The organism is Colwellia sp. (assembly GCF_013214175.1).
Classification (GTDB): Bacteria; Pseudomonadota; Gammaproteobacteria; order Enterobacterales; family Alteromonadaceae; genus Colwellia.
This window is the reverse complement of record NZ_JABSPA010000005.1, coordinates 191317-213511: the sequence shown is the minus strand read 5'-3', so window position 1 is coordinate 213511 and position 22195 is coordinate 191317. Positions and strand designations below refer to the sequence as shown.

Genomic DNA, 22195 nt, shown 5'->3' with positions numbered 1-22195 from the left:
AGTATTTATCGCTGCTTATTTTGTTAAATTGATTTGCTAAGTTAGCTTGTTAAATTCTTTGAATTAACGGTTTCGTTTATAACGGACTATAAATTACAGACATTGTCCCAGTCGCTCCCGCCAGGCTGAGAGTTAGTCCACCACTTTGCTTTGAAAACTGTATCGTTGTGGACAACCATATCGTCTTGATTGGCATGGCTAGAGTTACCTTGCCAATCTTTTTGAGGGAACTCTGGATAAATCGACAATGTGGCAACATCAATACCGTCACATGTTGTGCCGTTTCCTCCGCCGTTGTCACCGCCACCACCTGTGCCACCAGAAGTTGCTTCCGGTAAATTTGGGTATTCAGCTTTGAAGGCAAATACTTCCCCGTCTTTCTCAATAGTGAAGTTAACCGGGCCACTAATTGGCATGTAATACATCACTTGAGCATTCACCGTTTGACCTGGATTAAATGACTCTGTGACGCCGCCCCATTCATTGGTTAAGGTGATTGAAAAACGGTGGAAATCATTTTCAAAACCACCAATATTATTACCGGCGCTATTTGAGGCGTTGTGATCTATAGTCATTTTGAGCTTCTTGGTGGCATTCCAGTTCGACTTGAATATTGCTGACGTTGATACTGGTACATCAAATGATATTTTAGCCCCTGAAAAATCAATGGTTGAGTTGTTAGTAAAGGCAAAAGTTGGGCTGATAGGGTAGTTATCATCTCCCGCTGGGAAGTCTTTAGCGATAAAGCTAACATCAACCATTTCTGCAGGTTTAACAAAAGTCTTGTTACCTTTATCAATACCATAAGGAGTACCACTTTGATTAAATTTATCATAGGCGATTGTGGTCATCGTTGAGCCCATAAAATACTCACCTTTGGCTGCGTCGTAATCAAAATCACCAGCAAGTTCCCAGAACATAACACCACCTAAACCATTGTTGATAACGTAATCAACCTTAGTGGCCATAGACTCCTCATCTTCAGTAGAAATAAAGACTTTTTTAGCATCATTCCATAACCAAGGTGCTATGGCAGCGCTGTCATAATGACGGGTATAAATACCTGTTAGCATATCACTAGCATCATTTATTGGGTCTAGGCCGTAAGCGGCTGCATAACTACCAACAATACCTTTCTCTAAGTTTTTAACATGCCACAGTGGATTTGAGCCTGCAGGGACTTCGCGATCATTTTCAGTATCGTGCCAAAGGTTATCGATACCGATAGCGCCATTACCACACTTATTTTTATCGCCTTGACCAGTACCTTTTGGACAGTTCGCTTGATCAGGAAAAGCCGCTTGACCCCATAAACCATTGGTGCCACCGGTAACATCTTTGAAACCACGAGTGTAATAAGGGATACCAATATTAATACGACCAGCTGATAAAGCACCGCGGAAGTATTTAACCGCCCAGTCGGTATTTAGATAGCCAATACCTTCAAATTCTTTAGTGCCATAAACATTCCATGCAGCTAGCTCAGAATCTAGGCCGGTATCAAAAAGAGAGGCATTGTGACCAACATGTGAATTCCATGCGCCGTGCAAGTCGTAAGACATGATATTTACGTAATCAAGATATTGTGTTGCTTGGAAGGTTTCCATACCACGCAATAAGTAACCAGATGATGGTGAAGCTATGGTCAGTAAGTAGTGTTTTCCGGTGGCTTCACCAGCAATATCGAGACTTTCACGTAGTGATTTCATTAATACTTGATAGGAAGCATTGAGGTGCGCTCGACGAGCATTTGAAAAAACAAAATCGTCTGGATGACCAGAGTCAGCCATAGACGATGGATATTCGTAATCTATATCAACGCCATCAAAGCCGTACTTTTCGATAAACTCAACTGCGCTGGCGGTAAAGGCGGCAATACCTGCTTGATTTACACTGCCATCAGCATTGGTGGTTAACGTATAAAAACCACCATCTGCTACGCGACCGTTATCATCGAAGTGACCACCTGTTTCAGCCCAGCCACCAACAGAAACTAATGTTTTTACCTTAGGGTGTAATTTTTTATATTTATTTAGTAGGTTGAAGTGACCCTTGTATGGCAAGTTGGGATCTAGCTCTGCGCCGGAAATACCTGGCCATTCCATATTGGTAGCAGGATTGTTTGGTGAATTTGGATCGCCAATTGATACTTTATGATTAGCGTCTACATGAGCAAAAGCGTAGTTGATATGGGTGACTTTGTCCCAAGGAATATCATTAACTAAATAACTTGGTTGCTCGTTTGCGCCGTTACGCCAACTGGTGAAATAACCAATAACACGACGAGGGTGATCTGCGCCCATCAACTCACGACCATCTTGATCGTAAATCGTACAATATGGTGTGTTTACGCCTGGTGTTTGGTATAAACCTTCAGGTCGACAAGCATCAGCATCATTGCCAGTTTGCCCGTCAGTAACTACCGCAAAGATAATTGCATTACTTAAAGATGTTGCACCTTTGTCATCGGTTACTTCAACCGTAAAAGCTTGCTGGCCTAAAGCTGTTGCTGTCCAGACAAAGCTGCCGGAAGTGCCATTAATAGTATTTACCATCACGCCATTTTCAAGTAATGATAATTGTGTGATTTGCCCATCGATGTCAGCGCCTGAGTATTCAAAGGTAATTGCATCACCAATTAAAATTTTGCTGGGTAAACTCGCCATGAGTGTTGCGGTGGGTGGTTTATTTACTGGTGGAGTATCTTTTTCTGTTACGGTTAATGCATTACTTTCTGTGCTTGTTTGTGCGCCTTTATCATCAAAAGCTATGGCTTTTACCATATGGCTGCCTAGGGCTGCAGACCAAGTAAACTCGTAGGGTAAGTTGGTTAATGTGGTTAATTTTGCATCATCTAAATACAGTTCAACTTTTGCCACGCTACCATCTTCATCAGCAGCACTTACAGAAAAGACAACGCTGTCATTTTTAGTGAAAGAACTATTTTTTTCAGGTGAGATGATAGCTACCGTAGGCGGAATGTTCTCAGTGACACTACCATCACAAGTACCGAGGTTCTGCCACTCTTGCCATTGACCTGAATGAGTAACAGGGTTGGTTTTGTTCCACCAGTTCGATTTAAATGCTTGTTCAGCAGTTTGGACCATTTGGCCGGCAACAGATACTTGGCCTGTTTGCCATTGAGGTAAATCAGTGCAGTTGTATGTGGTCGCGTAAACAGAGTTACTGAGTAAAGCGACAGATATTGCCCCTAATTTGAAGGCCTTATTTATTAGTATTATGTTATTCATATTACTTTCCTTTACATGTTTTTAACATTGTAGTTGTTACGCCATTTAAAGCTAACACATAAAAAGCAAAGGTCAATCTGTCGCCATTTGCATACAAAAATCCACCGTACAATATTTGATCTGTTTTTGTTGTTTAAAATCAGTGATTTAAATTGTGCTGGTTAACGACAGTAAATAGTTACAAATTGTGTATTTTTTTGAGGTTAAGTCCGGTGTTAATGGTATGTTAATGTTATCTCAGTTGTTGCTAAATAAGGAGTGTAGGTTTAAAAAGCATCAGGAATATAATTAACTATAAGATATATCTAATAGTTATATAAAGGTTTGTTTTTGCAGTGGTGAATGTAAAAAGTCTGAATAAAATTAGAAGTTTAGTGATGATTTTTTAGAGTTTTTATACTAATTTCTTGTAGTGACTATACAGTAAATTAATTGATATCTTTCTCTCAATGATACATAAGTCAAACTGAAAAATACTTGAGAATCACTTGGCAATAGTAAGCAGACTGAGAAAGTTAACAGCAGTTATTTAAGCAGTTATTGCAGCGTGTAGCTAAAAAATTCTTTAGCTACACTGTTACTTCAACGTTGACTATGTTGCGCTAGGCTGAGTCATTTTATCTGCTTGTAAAATATCTGCCAATTGTTCATCCGTTAATAAATTTTGCTCTTTTATTAAGGTGATGATTGACGCGCCACTACTCAATGCTTCTTTGGCGATTTTAGTCGATGTTTCATAACCTAAATATGGGTTAAGTGCGGTAACGAGTCCTAAGCTATTATCGAGTAATTCTTTACAGCGTTTTTCATTGGCTTCAATGCCGCCGATACATAAAAAGTTAAACATATTAACGGCATTGGTTAATAAGTTTTGTGAATCAAGCAAGTTCAGCGCAATTAATGGTTCCATAGCATTTAATTGTAATTGGCCGGCTTCCGCTGCCATGGTAATCGCCATATCGTTACCTATTACTTGATAAGCGCATTGGCTAACGGCTTCAGGAATTACCGGGTTAATTTTTCCTGGCATGATCGAGCTACCTGGTTGGCGTGCGGGTAAACTGATTTCACTTAAACCAGCTCTTGGTCCCATGCTTAATAATCTAAGATCATTGGCAATTTTAGATAACTTTAACGCTAAACGTTTTAACGTCGCTGAATAAATAACAAACGCACCCATATCTGAGCTGGCTTCAATTAAATCTTCCGCTTCAGAAAACTCAATACCAGTAAGCTCAGATAATTTGTTAATGGCGATAGTGCCATAACCTCTTTGGGTATTAATACCGGTACCAACAGCGGTACCACCTAGGTTAATCTCGGTTAGTAATTTACCCATGTTTCTTATTAGCTTGATGTCTTCCCTTAAGGTGGAAGCAAAGCTTTTAAATTCTTGACCCAGAGTCATAGGTACAGCGTCTTGCAGTTGAGTTCGGGCTAATTTTAAAATACCTGAAAACTCTTTCGACTTATGAGTAAAGCTTGCTACTAGCTGCTCAACGGCAGTCAGTAACGACTCTTGATTAAGTAATACCGCTAAACGTACTGAACTTGGGTAAACATCGTTGGTTGATTGCGACATATTTACATCGGTATTCGGCTGTAAATAGTGATATTGGCCTTTCTCATGACCCAATAATTCTAAACTAATATTTGCCAGTACTTCATTAATATTCATATTACTTGAAGTACCCGCGCCACCTTGGATCATATCGATAGCAAAGCTGTTATTAAATCGCCCCGTTTGAACATATTCAGCCGCTTTAATAATGGTATTGGCTTTGACTTCATCTAAGGATTTTTGTTGTAAGTTAGCCGTAGCACAAGCTGACTTTACATACGCCAAAGCATTAATCAGTTCAGGGTAGTCAGTTAACTTTTTTCCCGATAGCTTAAAGTTATTTACTGCGCGCTGGGTTTGAATGCCATGGTAGCATTCTTGGGGAATTTCCATGGTACCGAGTAAGTCTTTTTCTATGCGATAAGTGCTGTTTTCTTTGAGTGAGGTGATGCTAGCTGACATTGTTATTACGGGTCGATGGGTAGTGGCGCTAAGGTAATAATTGCTAAGGGTTATTACCAATGCCTATTTGAATGACTAGTTATGCAAGTTGTGCATAGTGTCGATCTAGCCACATGTTTATAGTGATTTATAGGTTTATCTTATGAAAATGTTGCCAGATTTTATCTTGAAAAGAATGTTTGTTATGCATTTTTTTAGCGCGGTAAAGCCGTAATGATAATTCCGGTTGCCATTGTTCATCACCGGCAATCACCAATTTTTGGCTGGCTAATTCGGTCGCTAAGCTAAATTCAGGGATCCAAGCAATACCTAAGCCTTTTAACGTCATCATTTTTAAGCTATCTGCCATGGGAGACATCAGCATTTTATTAAAATTAACTTGCTGGCCTTTATCTTTAATTAGTTTACTGACAACACGGTCGAGGTAAATATTTTCTTGGTAGGCTAAATAAGGAACGCTGCTTTTCGGCTGAGATAATTGATAAACGGGGTCGCCTTGCTCGTTTGCCTGACAAACAGGTAATAACTTCACCTTAGCTAATAAAATAGAATCATGGTGGAAATCATCAAGTAAGGGATCACTGAAGGCTAATAAATAGTCACAATGGTTATGTTTGAGTAAGTTAGCACAATCGTCGGCATCAGCAATTTTGAGTTGGGTATCAACAGTAAATGGCAGTTTATTGATGTGTTCAACGATAGAGGGGAAAACGCCGATTGATAGCGTATGTGTTGCTGAAAATATCAAGGGTGTACGTAAGGTTTGCTGTTGTAGTTCTTCACTGAGTAAATCGAGTTCAGCGAGTATTTTCTCGGCGCGTTTTAAAAATATCTCACCCGATAAGGTTAATTGCAGTGGTTGGTATAAGCGATTTACCACTTTGCAGTTCAGTTTACTTTCCAGCGCTTTAATTCTGCGGCTAAAGGCAGGCTGACTGACATGCCTTATTTCCGCTGCTTTTGAAAAGTTACGGGTTTGCGCTAATACCATAAAATCTTTAAGCCATTTAGTTTCTATATTCATCTTGCCAATTTCATCAGAGTTTTTACTTGTTTTTTATTATTCATGACGAGTTTTCTGTCTACATAATACCTAATTTATCGACATAAATAATCTTTTTATCCTGCTCTACATCAGCTAAATAGGCAAAAAAGACTGATAAATGATATTGGCTAGACAAAATAGAGTGATAAACGATTTACTCTATCTTGTTTATTTACTCGCAATTTTCAACACTGGTTTTGGTTGATAAATAATCAGTATTATCGCTGAGGTCATTGTGAGTTAACAGCACAAATTATCAGCTCTGCTGAATTATCTTGGTTATCAATCGGTGTTGTCGGTAGTTACAAAATAGGTACTACTTGGGTGCACAGATTAGCTTCTAGTAAGCCATCTGTCTTCTAATTAGCAGCAAAGCCAGCAGGTTAAATGAGCTGATTAGTCTCTCATAAGGATGTGAATACTTTTTAGCTCGTTACTTAATTGTTTCGACCTACTGAAAGGCGGTTGCCTATGGGGAGGCATTTGTATTGGACGAAATTTAGTTATTTAAGCAGGATGGCTAATCTTTTTGATACTTAGGGTGTAATTTTAAATAATCACACCAAACACTAAAGTGGGTGTGGTTAAAGCGTACATCCGTAGCGGTAAACCATCTAGAGGCTTCTATGGCTTTAAGGCGAAATAGTATCTTGTGGCCATCAATGGCGACATGGCAAATTAAGTTCTCCATAGTGGCATTGCTGACTTGTATCTCGGCAAAACCTTTGATATTACGTTGATGCTTTACCGCTATTTTAGGCATGGCTAATGCGCTGGTAGTGAGTAATAGCAAAATGAAAAAAGCCAATGTTTTACTGAGCATAATTCTGTTATTTAAAGTCATTTAGAAAATAATATTAAGTTTAGCATTGAAAGCCAAATAAGTGTCTCCATAACTTATAACAACGCAGTAATTACATTCTAGTTATAGCAATACAATTACAATATATAAAAACATGCTCAGTAGAAGCATTTACAAGAGATAAAATCATGGCTAATTTTGTAGCAATTAAAAAAGATAAACATCAAAACCTTAAAGTTTCACAAAAACGAAACTTAGCACATGTTGCTAATCAGCATATCGTCACTATCACTGCTGCTGAATATGCACAATCTTCTGCAAGCTTCCCTATTGTATTGGTAAAAAATCCAGGTTCACCACGTTACCGCAGTGTTGCTATGCTGGGTATGGAGTCGGGTGAAAATTTATTTTACCAAGATGAAAAATGGTCAGCATTATCGGTTCCACAAAGTATTGGCATGGCACCATTTGCCTTAGGTCTAGATCCAGACAAAGAAAATACCTTAACAGCTTGTGTTGATGTCGATAGTGAATTTGTTGGTGAAGATAAAGATTTATCCTTATTTGAAGCTGAAGGTAAAGAGTCAGAATTATTAACTAATGTGCAAAACTCTCTTGGTCGTTTATATGAAAATGAAAAAATGACAGAGAACTTCATTAAAGAGCTAGAAGAGAACGATTTACTACAAGAACTTGAGTTAAAAATTGACTTAAGTACAGGTGAGAAGAAAAAACTTACCGGTCTTTTCACTGTTAATGAAGATAAAATAAAAGCACTAGCTGATGATAAAGTTTTAGACTTCCATAAACGTGGTTTATTTGTACCTATCTATGCCATGTTAGGTTCACTTGCACAAATGAATCGCTTAGTGCAACTTCGTAATCTAACCGGTAAGAACCAAATTGCTGGTATTCAAATTGCGCCATTAGCGAAAGAAGCCGTTGCTGAGACCGCTGAAAGTTAATTAAATTGTAAATCGCTTGTTGGTTTATTATTAAATAAAAGGGGCTTTAGCCCCTTTTTTGTGCTTTTCTGTTAAAAAAAGTACGTTTTAATATTCCTGTGCTGGTGCACCTGTGGTAATTTAGAGGCAGTAGTTGATTTATAATAATGAGAATAAAATGATCGATAAAAGTAAACTTTCTAAGGACATAGAAGAGCAGATACAAAGCTTAGCAAGTGATGTTTACATTCAAGTAGAAGAGAAGTTAACTGACTTGATAACTGCTGCAGTTAAAGCGGAAGTTAACCAAAATACCGATCAACAAAGCAAAGATTTATCAGCAAAAGAACAATCATTACAGCAACAATTTTCTGACAAACAGCAGCTACAAGCAGAAGAGTTGGTAAAACTCAAACAAGCGTTAGCAGAAAAACAAGCCGATGAAGAAACAACTAAACAGAACTTTCAAGTAGAGCTCACTCAAAATACCATCAACTTTACCGAGACGATAGAGCGCTTAGAAAAAGAACTCTCCAAGACAAAGCAGTACAGTACTCAACAGCATGACGAAAAGCAAAGTAGTGACTATAAATTAGAAGAGAAACTACTTGAAATTGAACAAAATTTAAATGATAAAACTCAAGAAGTTGATGGCTTAAATGGCCGTATCATGGTGTTAACAGAACAAGAGCAAAGTTTAACTAAGCAACTTACTGCAGCTAAAGAAAAAATCCAAGTCAGTGAAAGCCAACAAAGCGAAGCTATCTCAGAGATTAAGGTTCAAACAGCAGCGTCAACCAGGCAGCAGCTTGATGTGTTAACTGAAAAGCTTCAGTTAAGTGAACAACAGAAAAACGAAGCAATGACAGTCATTAAAGCTCAATCTGAAGCCTCAGCAAAGCATCAAATGGATGTTTTTGCAGAAAAATTACAGCATGCTCAGAATGAAGTCAGCCATGTTAAAGCTGAAGCGCAACAAACTAATGCAAAAATCGCTGAGGGGTTACAGCAAAAAATCACCAGTTTAAATGAGCAAATTAAACAAGAACAAAACGGCAAGGCTGAATTGCAACAGCAGTTATCAGCCCAACAAAAGGCTATAGATACTGAGCAGGATAAAAATAAACAAGCTGAACAAAAAAGCGCAGACTTTCAGGCGAAGATTGTTCAGTTAGCAGAGCAAGCGGGACAGACAAACTCAGATCATCAGGGGCAATTAGTTAAGTTTAAAGAGCAAGCTGAGCAACAAGTATTAGAGCATCAGATACAAATAACTAAGCTAAATGAACAAGCCGCCAGTGAGCAGCAAAGTCAGCTTGATGAAATGAAGCTTATTAATTCAGCGACCGAACAAGCAAAACAATTACAAGCAATGGCGCAACAAAAAATTATTGAGTTAGATAAAGCTAATGAACAACTGACTAAGCAAATAGCCACTGAACAAAATGATATAAAATTATATCAACAAGAGGTTGTTGTGCTTAATGAGCAAGTTAAGGTCGCCCAGGAGGGGCAAGAAAACATCTTAAATCGTTTTAATAGCAATCGCGATAAGCAAGAGCAAGAAAATGATAAGGTGAGAGAAACCATTAAGTTCTTACGCGATGAGAATCATGACCTTATCGGTGCTAATGGTGAGCAAGCGACTAAATTCACCGAAGAAATCCATGAACTAGAACATAAATTAACCGAATATCGTTTGAAGTTCGAGTATGCTCAAAAACAATTAACCAGCTAATTGTTTCGATATCTATACAAATCAGTCAAGACAATACCAAGCTTATTCGCATTTTGAATAAGCTTGGGTATAATCCAGTTAATTATTGCAACTGAGTACATACCCAAGTGGCTATCCACCTTCCTTTCGCCAAGTTAAGTCATTGGCACCAAATTGCTTTTTCTGCGGCTTTACTTGAGCGCATGTTACCTAATTATCAAATGTTTAGTGAAGCTGCTGATTTTGGTAATGCGAAAGTTTTACGTAATCAACTCGATATTCTTTGGCAATGGCTTGATAACAGTCAAACAGTGAAAATTAATAGTGATGCTCAGCTACTCAAGTTAGAAGCTGAAACTCCGGACCCTGAAGCGTTTGATTTTTTCGGTGTCTTCCCCGCATTAGATGCCTGTATGGCGTTATCGGCTATGTGGCAATTAATGCAAGTTAAGCCTGTAAAGAAACAGAAAGCAGCAGAAATTGATATTGACGATATCCAAAGTATCAGCCGCCTGTCTTACAATAGTGTTAGTTATTATGTTGAATTACTTTTACTTGAAGAAGCCGATGAGGCTAATGATGGTGCCTCAGAAGAGCTTGTTATCACGCTAGAGCAAATTAATGGACATCCGCTTATGCAATGGGAAAAAGACACACAAAATGAGTTGTTCGATTTCTTAAAATTTTCCGCTGCCGATAAACGTACCTGTAAGTTAGCTAGAAAGATGAGTTTATCTGAAGGTCTATCTAATTTGGGTATTGAAATCGTTTAGTTAGAGAAAAAACAATAATAATAGTCATATAGGAAGTTTTTATGAAGTTACTCAGTAGAACGTTGTTTTCAGTAACACTAATTTTGTCTTTAGCTGTTCCTGCACAAGCAAGCAGCATAGCTGAAAAAAATAGTAAAATTGAACAAGCCATTAGCCAAGCGATGGATACCTTTCAGGTACCCGGTGTCGCAGTCGCTATTGTTAAAAACAACAAGGTGGTGATGAGTAAAGGTTTTGGTGTTATTGAGCAGGGCAAGTCGACCAAAGTTACCGCCGATACTTTATTTGGTATAGCTTCTAATACCAAAGCAATGACCGCAGCATTATTGGCTAACTTGGTAGATGAAGGTAAGTTGACCTGGAAAACTAAAGTCATCGACGTTATTCCTGAATTTCAAATGCCTGACGCTTATGTCACCCGTGAATTCACTATTGTAGACTTGTTAGCGCACAACTCAGGTTTAGGTTTAGGTGCCGGTGATTTGATGATTTGGCCGCATACTAGCCTAACCAACGCCGATATTCTTAAGGGGTTAAAATATTTACCGGAAGTATCGAGCTTTCGCAGTGAATTTGCTTACGATAACTTAATGTATATTCTTGCTGGTGAAGTGATAACTCGTATTACTGGCCAACCTTGGCAAGAGGTTATTCAACAGCGTATTTTCACTCCCCTTGGTATGGACAATACCCGTGCAACGTATTCATTGATTGAGAAACAAAATAAAAATGTTGCCAGAGCGCATGTGCCACTTAACGGCAAGTTAAATGTAGTTAGCGGTAATTTCTTAGAGAAATTTTCATCGGCAGGCTCGGTTGCTTCAAGTGTGCATGATATGAGTTTTTGGTTGCAAGCGCAGCTTAATCAAGGCGTCTACGGCAATATACTTGAGGATAATGCATCACGTTTGTTTTCAGCCAAGCAAAGTCGAGCAATGTGGCAGCCGCGCACCTTACTCTCTGTTTCGGATAAAGCTACTCAACAAGATAAAACCCATTTTTCTGCCTACGGTTTAGGCTGGTTTATGAAAGATTACCATGGCGTGAAGTTAATTCATCACAGTGGTGGCATCTTAGGCATGGTCTCTAAAGTGGTGTTAGTACCAGAAGCAGACCTTGCTATGGTGATTCTAACCAATCAGCAATCGGGATATGCTTTTAATGCCATCTATTTACAAATTTTAAATGAATACCTTGAGCTACCTGAAAAAGATTGGATCGCTTATTATCATGATAAGCAGCAAAAAAATAAGGCTAAAGAAGAAAATCGTTTAGAAAAAATGGCAGACTCGGTAAACAAAAATGCTAGCCACTCACTTGGACTCGATGAATATGCGCAAACCTATGTTGATAATTGGTATGGCGAAATTCACATTAGCTTTAAAAATAATAAACTGCATATGCAATTTGGCAATACTGCGGCGTTAAAAGGCACTCTAGAGCATTACCAGCATAATACTTTTATTGTTCGTTGGCATGATAGAACCCTTGAGGCTGATGCTTTTGTTAACTTTAATTTAAATGCAGAAGGTAATATTAGCTACGCCACCATGAAGGCGGTATCGCGGGCGACCGATTTTAGTTTTGATTTTCATGACTTAAAACTAGTGCCTAAAAAGTAACTTAATAGTTATTTTATCAATAAAAAAGCAGTGCTATCGGTACTGCTTTTTTAGTTTTTATTTATCAATATTAGTTAAGCCAAGCAACTGTCGTTAGATTGTTAACGAAGATATTGTGTTTTAGCTTGTCGTTTATGAATAACATTATTGATATCTAACTGGGCGTATTCATCCGATGCTTTTACCTTTGCACCCTCATGTTTTAATAACCAGAGTTTACGTTCAATACCACCAGCATAACCAGTTAAAGAGCCATCACCACCAATCACCCGGTGACAAGGGACAATTAAGGTGATCGGGTTGCGACCATTAGCACCACCAACAGCTTGAGCAGACTTTGGTTTATTGAGCATTTTGGCTATGTCACCGTAGGACTTTACTGCACCAAAAGGAATTTCTGTTAGACAGTTCCATACCAATTGTTGAAATTGTGTACCTTGTGGGTCAAGTGGTACGGTAAAAACTTGACGTTGTCCGGAAAAGTATTCAGTTAATTGCAGCTTACAAAGATCTGTGATGCCATTAGGTTTGCTATCAGCTTTATTATTGACAGAAGCGTCATCGCCGCAAACCTTATCACCACGAACTTTATTGCCACAGAAAATGGCTTGGCAGATACCTTGCTCAGTTGCCATAAATTCAAATAAACCTAATGGCGTGTCGAGATAGTCGATAAACATACTTGTTGTCTCCATAGGTTAACGGCATTGCTGCGATTTTTAGTTTAAACGTTTGGCTTTAAGCCAATCTCAGATCATTATATCAAACTTCTATTTCAACTATCTGTTTCAACAAATGAAATTAGCTTTGATATTGATAAAGTTGATAGACAACCTGACCGGTGATTTTTTCTTTTAGTAATTGCCAATTCGCTGGTATAACCTGCGTGCTTTCGGCTTCCATCTCAACATAAATGAGAGCTTCTTCGGCCAAGCCATAGCTATTTAATAATTGTGCGGCTTGCTCTACTAGTTGCTTTCTAAAAGGAGGGTCGAGAAAAACTAAATCAAAGGGGAGTTCTGTGTTTGCCGCTTGCTCTGCTTTAAGCGGACCTTCTTTTAGAAACGAAAGTGCATCACTATTAATAACAGTGACGTTATCAGCTTTAAGTAGCTCCTTATTGGCTTGTAGTTGCTTAGCTGCCGCTCTATGTATTTCTACCAAAGTTACTTGGGCGGCACCGCGTGACAAAGCTTCAAAACCTAAGCCACCAGAGCCAGCAAAGCAATCTAAGCAATTAGCTTGATTAATGTAGGGCATTAGCCAATTAAAGACAGTTTCTTTAACTCTATCGGTTGTTGGTCGTAAACCCTCAGCCATTAATACCGGTAATTTCCGGCCTTTATGTATACCAGAAATAATACGGATCTTGCCGCTAGGTTTACCGTGACCCACCCCTAGAGGGGGCTTTTTATTATGTTGTTTTTTTGCTTGTTTCATATCACTGACAATTTTGCTATTAAGTGCTAATATAGCGCCAATTTTATCCTTGTTTGGCCTTTATACCAAGTAGATTAATTAATCTAATTGGTTTAACCCCAAACAAATTCATGCTGTAAATACCAATCGGACTAATGAACTGACCACTTAGCGAGAATTAAAAGGCTTAGAGGCAAGGTATTGATTGAAGAGAATGGTTATTCCCTTGTCAAAATCAATAACGCCGCATGTAAGTCTTTTAAACTCGCCCTTCGGGAATTCGTTAGCAAACTGATAACGTCACAAAACGAATGAAATATAGAATAACTATGTTTAACTCATTTTGTTTGTTCTAAGCTCACTAACGTAGTTCTAAGTTGGTCAGTTAATTAATCCGTTTGGTATAACATATTAGGTAGCTAAAAGTGTCGAAGAAAAAAGGTATGTTGTCTTGGTTTGGCTTTGGCAAAAAAGCCAAGCAAGCGAGCGTTGAAGAAAGCACAGAAGAAACCCTAGCAGTCAATAGTAAAGAGCTTCTTCCCTCCACCGAACCTGAGCAACAATCTGTCGCTGAGCCTGTAGAACAACAAGTTCAGAAAATAGTCGAGCCAATTGTCGAGCAGGGCAGCGTTCAAACAAGTGAGCAGTTAAACGAGCACTCCGCTGAACTTGAAACCGAACAAACAGTGGCACAACTTCCTGAGCAAGTTGCCGAGCAAGAAACTATCAGTCCGGCTGTCGATGATGAAGCTCTCAATATCCAAGATAATAATGTTGAGAATGCTGAGCCGATAGTTGTTGAATCAAGCACAAAGCCAGTACTTGCGCCTGAAGCTGAAGAAATAATTCCAGCTGTTAAAACTGAAACAACCAGTGACGTGGCGAGTGACTTAGTCAGTGAAGAGTTGCCTGAGGCCAAGTTATTAGCCGAAATGGCAGCAGCTGAGCAAGTTGCAGATGTTGCTGAAGTTGCTGCTGCAGTTGAGCCAGAAAACGAATTAGCATTAGATACAGCAGAACAAGCTGATAGCCCAGTCGCTCTTGCAGCGGCAGAAGTGGTCGAAGTTAAAGTTGAGCCTAGCGTTGCAGCAAAATCTGAAGAAAAAGCTGAAACTAAGCTGGGTTTCTTTGCTCGCTTAAAACAAGGTTTAAGCAAAACTAGACAAAACTTAGGTGGCGGCTTAATTGACTTGTTTCGCGGTAAACAAATTGACGATGACTTGTTTGAAGAGTTAGAAACGCATTTGTTATTGGCCGATGTTGGTGTTGAAACCACCATGAAAATTATCGATTCATTAACGCAAAGCGCGAGTCGAAAACAGCTAAAAGATGCTTCAGCCTTATATGATTTACTTAAAATAGAATTAAAGAAAACCATTGTTAACGTAAGTCAGCCTTTAGTTATCCCTGAGGGTGATGGTCCTTTTGTCATCCTAATGGTTGGCGTAAATGGGGTTGGTAAAACCACCACCATAGGTAAACTTGCTAAGCAATTTCAAGCACAAGGTAAATCAGTAATGCTAGCTGCAGGTGATACTTTTAGAGCAGCAGCTGTTGAGCAATTACAAGTTTGGGGTGAGCGCAATGATGTTCCTGTTATTGCCCAGCACACTGGGGCTGACAGTGCTTCTGTTATTTTTGATGCCATTAGTGCGGCAAAGGCGCGTAAAGTGGATATTCTCATTGCCGATACTGCCGGACGTTTACAAAATAAAGCCCACTTGATGGAAGAGTTGAAAAAAGTCGTCCGTGTCATGAAAAAGTTAGACGTTAACGCCCCCCATGAGGTGATGTTAACCCTTGATGCCGGCACAGGGCAAAATGCCTTAAGTCAAACCAAGTTGTTTGATGAAGCTGTCGGATTAACGGGCTTAACCATAACTAAGCTAGATGGTACCGCTAAAGGTGGTGTTGTCTTTGCTATTGCCGATAAACACAATATCCCTATTAGATATTTAGGTGTAGGTGAAGGCATAGATGATTTAAGACCCTTTAATGGTGATGACTACATAGAGGCAATTTTTAGTAAATAAATATAAATTGATACTCAAGCCACTGCACAGTAATGAATTGCTTAGCAATATCGAGCAAGCATGTTGAAGTCGTTTGAGTATTCGAGGGTAATTGTGCTAAGTTAGCCTGCTAACCACGGCAATATATAAAAATAATATGATTAATTTCAATAAGGTAAATAAAACCTACCCAGGCGGTTTTCTGGCATTAAAACAAGTGAGTTTTAGCCTGGAAAGCGGTGAGATGGCGTTTTTAACCGGCCATTCAGGTGCAGGTAAAAGTACCTTGTTAAAATTAATCTCCTTAATGGAAAAGCCGAGTTCCGGCAGCATCCAAGTAAATCATACCGAACTAGCCGATATTCAATACAAACAAGTACCTTATGTACGTCGTGGTATAGGTATGATTTTTCAAAGTCATAACTTACTAAAAGACCGCACTGTTTTTGATAATGTCGCGCTACCTTTAATTATCGAAGGTGTCAGTCACAAAGAAATTAAAAAACGTGTTGCTACCGCATTAGATAAAGTGCATTTATCGGCTAAGTTAAAATGTTATCCACATATGCTTTCTGGCGGTGAACAACAGCGTGTTGGTATTGCTCGCGCCATAGTTAACAAACCACCTATTCTGCTAGCGGATGAACCAACCGGTAACTTAGATCCCAAATTATCCCTAGATATTATTCGTTTATTTGAAGAGTTTAATGCCGCAGGTGTCACTGTGTTAATTGCTACCCATGATTTAGGTTTAATTGCCCGGATGAAATACCGCACTCTGACTCTGAAAGAGGGCACCATGATTAATGATGGTATTGTTGACGGCCTACAAGCGCAGGGGGCTATTGATGAACAATATTCATAGTAGTGGTTTAAAAGCACGTTCAAGCTTATTGACGCGGATATTAACCTTACCCATACGACATGTTCAGCAAGCAATAGGTAGTTTAGGGGATTTATGGCGTACGCCTTTTACTACCGTAATGACTATTTTTGTTTTAGGCATTAGTTTGGCACTGCCAGCAACCTTGCACCTTTTTGTTAAGAACGCAGAGCAAGTTAGTGAGCAATGGGACAGCGCCTCGCAAATCACTTTATTTCTAAAGCTATCAACCAGTGAGAGAAGTGCTCAAAACTTGGTAAAGCGCATCAGCCTTTATAACGACGTCGCCGAAGTGCGTTATATTTCCGCCGAGCAAGCATTAAAAGAGTTTAAAATTTTATCCGGTTTTGGCCAATCACTGGAATATTTAGATAAAAACCCTTTGCCAGCGACACTGCTGGTGACACCTACACAAAGAGCCAGCCAAGCACAAGCGGCTAATGCTTTATTAGCAAAACTGCGTAATGAACGTGAAGTTGAACAAGGTAAGCTCGATTTAGAGTGGTTAACACGTTTAGAAGCCATAGCACGCTTAATTGAAGATATTGTCCTTGGTGTTGCCCTGTTGTTATGTTTATCTGTGGTGCTTATTGTTGGTAATACTATTCGATTAGCGATATTAAATGAAAGAGATGCTATTGCTATTATGAAATTAGTTGGCGCAACCGATAGCTTTATTCAACGACCCTTTTTATATTCGGGTATCTGGTACGGTATATTTGGCGGCATACTTTCATGTCTAGCGGTAACACTACTTGCTTGGTACTTAGGTTATGCCATAAGTGATTTAACTGAGCTTTATCACAGTAGCTTTCAATTACAGGGACTATCAGGCAGTGAAGCGTTAATGCTGATAGCTTTTGCTGTTTTACTTGCTTTACTCGGTAGTTATATTTCGGTAAGTCAGCATATCAAAGCAATAGAGCCTAATGCGGATTAGCAGTTAAAGCCTAGGCTGGTTACTCGTTATCAATCAAGATGAATTTTTCAGAGTTTGTCAGCCATTTCAGTTTTAGGCGCAGCGATTCTACAATGGTTATTTCCTTGTTTATTAGGTGTATTAATACTAATAAACAACGCCATACATAAACTGTCACATTTAATTCATACACAATTTGAAAGATCGGCTTGTGTTGCCCTTTCTATTAGGCTATGTTCATATCCTCGCTATCGCAAAGAGCGTCAATATATGTTATTATCGCGGGCGAATTAAAGAAGAGAACGGAGATATTTTTATGAGTCAAACAATGCAACTTACCTTACCCAAAAGCGGTAGTATCGAAGCATATATGCAATCTGCATATAATATTCCAATGCTAACGGCTGAAAAAGAGCATGATCTGGCTACTCGCCTTTATAACGACAATGATTTATCAGCGGCTCAAGAACTTATTATGTCGCACTTACGTTTTGTTATTCATGTAGCTAAAGGTTATTCTGGTTATGGTTTACCCCATGCTGATTTAGTGCAAGAAGGTAATGTTGGCTTAATGAAGGCCGTTAAACGTTTTAACCCGGAAGTGGGTGTACGTTTGGTTTCTTTTGCTGTGCATTGGATCAAAGCGGAAATTCATGAATATGTGCTTAAAAACTGGCGCATAGTTAAAGTTGCCACCACTAAAGCGCAACGTAAATTGTTTTTTAATCTTCGTAAAAATAAAAAACGTTTAGGCTGGTTCAGTACTGAAGAAGTAAATACAGTAGCAGAGAGCCTTGGCGTAACCACTAAAGATGTTATGGAAATGGAATCTCGTATGAGTAGCCATGACCAATCGTTTGAATTATCAAAAGACGATGATGATAACATCGGTGCCGGTAGTTTTTCTCCGGCTCAATATCTTGAAGACAAACAGTCAGATTTAGCCGTTGAAGTTGAAAATAATAATTGGGATAATCATGCCAATAAAAAATTATCAACAGCGTTGGTGACTCTTGATGAACGCAGTCAAGATATTATAAAAACACGTTGGTTAACCGAAGATAAAACCACCTTGCAAGAGCTTGCCAATAAATACCAGATATCAGCAGAGCGTGTTAGGCAGTTAGAAAAAAATGCCCTGTTTAAATTGAAAAATACCATGGTATTTGATTAAGCTTTAACAAATATCCTGTTTAGCTTTAACAAATATCCTGTTTAAAGAAACCGACTTGATGTCGGTTTTTTTGTGCCTGATATTTTCTGACTCTATATAAGCAAGCCTTACTTACTAGATATTCAGTGCTTGAATACTAATACTTGTTAGTTGAGCTAGTCATTAGCTAAAAAGCGCGATCATCTTTGATTAAGCTTTAGTAAATACCCCGTTTAAAGTAGCCGACTTAATGTCGGTTTTTTTTGTGCCTGTAACTTTGTTTAACTTGGTTTAATCACACAGTTACTTACAAAAAATTCAGTGGTTGAACGCGGGTAGTTGCTAATTAACCTAGTCGACCAGTTAAAAAACAGCCACTTAGGTCACAGCTTGTCACATCTATCAGCGTTAAGGTCACAATTCCGTTGCAGTGTTAACGAAACTACAACACTTTAGATCGAACTTTTGCAAATAGATCGCGCAGTATTAATGTCAATTGATTAATACCCGCTCCCAATCAAGATGCATGTTTCAGAGTGCTTGAGCAATTTCAATACAAGACGCACCTCTGTGGTAATGGTTATTCCCTTACAAAGGTGTGCAACGACGTAGTGGTGTTGCTCAAGCGCTTCTTCGATGGGTTTAAAATGACTTTATACGGCGTTAAATAATCAAACCATAGAATGCACTATGCTTAAATTATTTTCCTTGCCTAAAGTCATTTTAACTCCCACTGAAATCCTGCACTTTGAATAGGAACGGGTATATATCAGTTTCCAATAATTTACTATAAAAAGGTAGAAGTAATGAGCCTAAGAACAGCCAGAAAGAATGTAGTTACCCGCGCAGTAATGATTGCCCTAGCCGCAACATCAATGACTACAGTACAAGCAATTGCCCAAGAAGGCGCAGAAGAAGTAGAACGCATTGCCGTAACCGGTTCTCGCATTAACAGAACCGATGTTGAAACAGCTAGCCCAGTAACAGTTATTTCTTCAGATTTTATTGCTAAAAGTGGCTTTACTTCAGTACAAGAAATTTTATCTATGCAGCCAGCTGCATCAGGTATGAGCTTAGGTGCAACATCGAACAATGGCTCAGGTGGCTCTGCAACAGTTAACTTACGTGGTATGGGAGTTCAACGTACGTTAGTGTTATTAAATGGTCGTCGTATGGTTGCTTCTGGTACGGGTGCAGATTCTTCAGTCGATTTAAATACTATTCCTGTTTCAATGATTCAAAGCATTGAAATTTTGAAAGATGGTGCTTCAGCAGTATATGGCTCAGATGCTATCGCTGGTGTAGTTAACATCATTACTAAAAAAGATTTTGAAGGTACAGAAATAACAGCTGATGGCAGCATTACCGACAAAGGCGATGGCGAAAGCGGCGGTTTTAGTATTCTACACGGCAGTGAACTTGCTGGTGGTAACATCGTAGTTGGTGTTCAGTACTCAAACCGTGGTGATATCATTCAGTCGGATCGTGATTTTGTGCCTCCAGGGGAATCATCATTCATTCCAGGTGGTTCTTTAGGTGGTATGGTACCAGATGGTAACGGTGGCTTTGTTCCACGTGAAGAATCTTATGATTATACCGATGATAGCTATGCACAAACACCTAATGAATTATTGAGTCTATTTACCACGTTTAATACTGAAATAGCAGATGATACTGAGTTAAGTATTGATTTTATGTACACACGTCGTGAGTCAAATCAACAAATGGCACCACAGCCAGCAAATATTGATTTAAAGACATCAGAATTAGACCCTACATACATAAAAGGCATTCAAGATGCTTATGATGAGTTAAATGCAGGGATTTCAGATCCTGATGATCATTATGTTATTGGTGACACAATTAACTATAGACGTCGTATGACTGATGCGGGTCCACGTATTTATGCTCAAGAAACAGATACTTACCGTGCTTCTATTGGTCTAGTTGGTTATTTAAGTAATGACACTCAGTGGGATATGTCAGCAACTTATGGTCGCAATGATTCGAAAGACAGTGTTGCTAACTCTATCCATGCCGCTAATATGGAAGACAGCATTTATAACCATCAAGATGATTGGTTCAGTGGCACCCCTATGGATAATGACTTCTTAGCTAGTGAAGGAGTTATGTATACAGAGCAAAATGAAGGTGGTAACGAGCAATTTACCTTAGCTGCAGGTTTCAGTGGCATTAATGAATCAGATATTGGTTATGCTGTTGGTGTTGAAAGTCGCTTTGAAAGTGGTTATTACACCCCGGATTTAATTACTCAGCTAGGTCAAAGTACAGCTTCACAACAAGATCCAACAGAAGGAAATTACTCTGTTCAATCTCTTTATGGTGAAATTTCTGTACCTGTTACTGATTCTTTTACCGTAGAAGCGGCGACTCGTTACGATAACTACTCGACTTTTGGTGGCGCAGCTACGTGGAAGTTAGGTGCTACTTATAGTATTACTGATGGTTTAATGCTTAGAGCAGTAGCGGCAACAGGTTTTAGAGCACCAAGTGTTAGTGAATTATTCGGCGGTAACTCAGGTTCATTCGATTATTTATCTGACCCGTGGGAAAACGCACAAGATGCACAAATCGAAGTTAACTATACAAGTGATCCGGATTTACAACCAGAAGAGAGTGAGTCATTCACTGCTGGTGTAGTGTGGGAAATCACTGATGGTCTATCTACTACTGTAGATTACTGGAAGTTTGATATTACCAACGCCATTAGCCGTGTAAATGTGCAAGCTGAAATGAATAAGTGCTTCGCGGGTGACCAAGTTGCCTGTGCAACTATTAACATTAACCGAGATGGTAAAGGTGAGTTAGAGGATATGACGTCAGCATTAACTAACATTGGCCAACAAAATACTTCAGGTATTGACTGGAATGTTAGTTACACTGCGGGTATTTTCAGAGTAATGCTTGATACTACTTATTTAATTGAATTTGTAGAAGATAATATCAGCTATGAAGGTACTATCGATGGTAATATGGGCGGTTACTCACAGTTAAAGACTAACTTAACGGTTAGTGCTGATATTACTGAAGACTTGAACCTACTTTATACAGCTAATTATATTCAAGGTATGGAAGGTGTTGATTACGGAGACGTATTTACAACTGATGATGTGATCTACCACAATATTTCAACGGCTTACCACATTAATGATGCTTGGCAGGTAACTGGTGGTATCAAGAACTTATTTGATACTGAACCAGAAGAAGTACCAAATGGTAATGATATGAATACAGTACCAAACATCTATGATGTAATCGGTCGTACTTTCTTCGTTAATACTACTTATAAATTCTAGTTAGTATTAATCACTGCACTTACTAGCATGCCTAGTAAGTAGAAAATGTCTCAAAATAAAGGCGACTGCAAAGTCGCCTTTTTTGATCCCCTATGTAAATAGCCTTAGTTGAACAGCTAATTTAACTGCCTGTCTGAGTTATTTATTATCGAAATAGACTTACCCACAAAATAAATGTTGTCTTAGCTCATCATTTCCCCATTCATTTACTGCTTTTACTCGTTTCCCGGTATTATTTAGGTATATAATGTTTACACAAAAAGCATGAGCTAGGGTATTGCTTAGCCATGTGAGCATTAAATAGCAGGAGTAATT

Annotated in this window: 15 protein-coding genes; 9 read left to right on the top strand and 6 right to left on the bottom strand. The window is 38.8% G+C overall.

All coding sequences use genetic code 11. The features are described 5' to 3' along the window. Positions 1-86: 86 nt before the first annotated feature. The 4 genes from HRT55_RS13820 to HRT55_RS13805 form a co-directional block, all read right to left on the bottom strand. Positions 87-3251 carry a glycosyl hydrolase family 18 protein gene (locus HRT55_RS13820; protein ID WP_291622160.1) on the bottom strand — a complete coding sequence of 1055 codons (3165 nt, stop codon included), beginning with the start codon at positions 3249-3251 and terminating at the stop codon, positions 87-89. A 592-nt stretch (positions 3252-3843) separates the two neighbouring features. Further along, positions 3844-5274 carry an aspartate ammonia-lyase gene (locus HRT55_RS13815; RefSeq protein ID WP_291622158.1) on the bottom strand — a complete coding sequence of 477 codons (1431 nt, stop codon included), beginning with the start codon at positions 5272-5274 and terminating at the stop codon, positions 3844-3846. Between the two features lie 127 nt (positions 5275-5401). After that, positions 5402-6298, bottom strand: a complete 897-nt coding sequence (locus HRT55_RS13810; RefSeq protein WP_291622156.1) for a LysR family transcriptional regulator — start codon at positions 6296-6298, stop codon at positions 5402-5404. Positions 6299-6839: 541 nt separating this feature from the next. After that, entirely contained in the window at positions 6840-7142 is a 303-nt protein-coding gene (locus HRT55_RS13805; RefSeq protein WP_291622154.1) for a hypothetical protein, read from the bottom strand. Positions 7143-7309: 167 nt separating this feature from the next. On the opposite strand from HRT55_RS13805, the gene HRT55_RS13800 reads away from it, so the two are divergent. From HRT55_RS13800 to HRT55_RS13785, 4 genes are all read left to right on the top strand, one after another. After that, the gene (locus HRT55_RS13800) at positions 7310-8086 is read left to right on the top strand and encodes a SapC family protein (RefSeq protein WP_291622152.1); all 777 of its coding nucleotides are present in this window, start codon (positions 7310-7312) and stop codon (positions 8084-8086) included. Positions 8087-8243: 157 nt separating this feature from the next. Continuing rightward, a complete protein-coding gene (locus tag HRT55_RS13795) occupies positions 8244-9803 on the top strand; it encodes a hypothetical protein (RefSeq protein ID WP_291622150.1) in 1560 nt (519 codons plus the stop codon). Positions 9804-9910: 107 nt separating this feature from the next. Beyond that, positions 9911-10555, top strand: a complete 645-nt coding sequence (locus HRT55_RS13790) for a YjaG family protein (RefSeq protein ID WP_291622148.1) — start codon at positions 9911-9913, stop codon at positions 10553-10555. Between the two features lie 41 nt (positions 10556-10596). Continuing rightward, complete coding sequence (locus tag HRT55_RS13785) at positions 10597-12177, top strand: serine hydrolase (RefSeq protein ID WP_291622139.1); 1581 nt, start codon at positions 10597-10599, stop codon at positions 12175-12177. A 101-nt stretch (positions 12178-12278) separates the two neighbouring features. On the opposite strand, the gene HRT55_RS13780 is transcribed toward HRT55_RS13785, so the two are convergent. Next, positions 12279-12857: a methylated-DNA--[protein]-cysteine S-methyltransferase gene (locus tag HRT55_RS13780; protein ID WP_291622138.1), complete on the bottom strand. Its 579-nt coding sequence runs from the start codon at positions 12855-12857 to the stop codon at positions 12279-12281. Between the two features lie 121 nt (positions 12858-12978). Further along, entirely contained in the window at positions 12979-13617 is a 639-nt protein-coding gene (gene rsmD / locus HRT55_RS13775; protein ID WP_291622137.1) for a 16S rRNA (guanine(966)-N(2))-methyltransferase RsmD, read from the bottom strand. A 404-nt stretch (positions 13618-14021) separates the two neighbouring features. Between rsmD and ftsY the strand changes: the two genes are divergently transcribed. The 5 genes from ftsY to HRT55_RS13750 all read left to right on the top strand — a co-directional run bounded on the left by ftsY (position 14022) and on the right by HRT55_RS13750 (position 21880). Next, the gene (gene ftsY, locus HRT55_RS13770) at positions 14022-15629 is read left to right on the top strand and encodes a signal recognition particle-docking protein FtsY (RefSeq protein WP_291622136.1); all 1608 of its coding nucleotides are present in this window, start codon (positions 14022-14024) and stop codon (positions 15627-15629) included. Positions 15630-15765: 136 nt separating this feature from the next. After that, positions 15766-16473 (top strand): cell division ATP-binding protein FtsE, encoded by a 708-nt coding sequence (gene ftsE, locus HRT55_RS13765; protein ID WP_291622135.1) that lies wholly within the window; start codon positions 15766-15768, stop codon positions 16471-16473. Continuing rightward, positions 16457-17431: a permease-like cell division protein FtsX gene (gene ftsX / locus HRT55_RS13760; protein WP_291622134.1), complete on the top strand. Its 975-nt coding sequence runs from the start codon at positions 16457-16459 to the stop codon at positions 17429-17431. The genes ftsE and ftsX overlap by 17 nt, the downstream gene beginning before the upstream one ends. A gap of 295 nt (positions 17432-17726) precedes the next feature. Beyond that, complete coding sequence (gene rpoH / locus HRT55_RS13755; protein ID WP_291622133.1) at positions 17727-18584, top strand: RNA polymerase sigma factor RpoH; 858 nt, start codon at positions 17727-17729, stop codon at positions 18582-18584. Positions 18585-19369: 785 nt separating this feature from the next. Next, positions 19370-21880, top strand: coding sequence for a TonB-dependent receptor (locus tag HRT55_RS13750; protein WP_291622132.1), 2511 nt, complete (start codon positions 19370-19372; stop codon positions 21878-21880). The last annotated feature ends 315 nt before the right edge of the window (positions 21881-22195 follow it).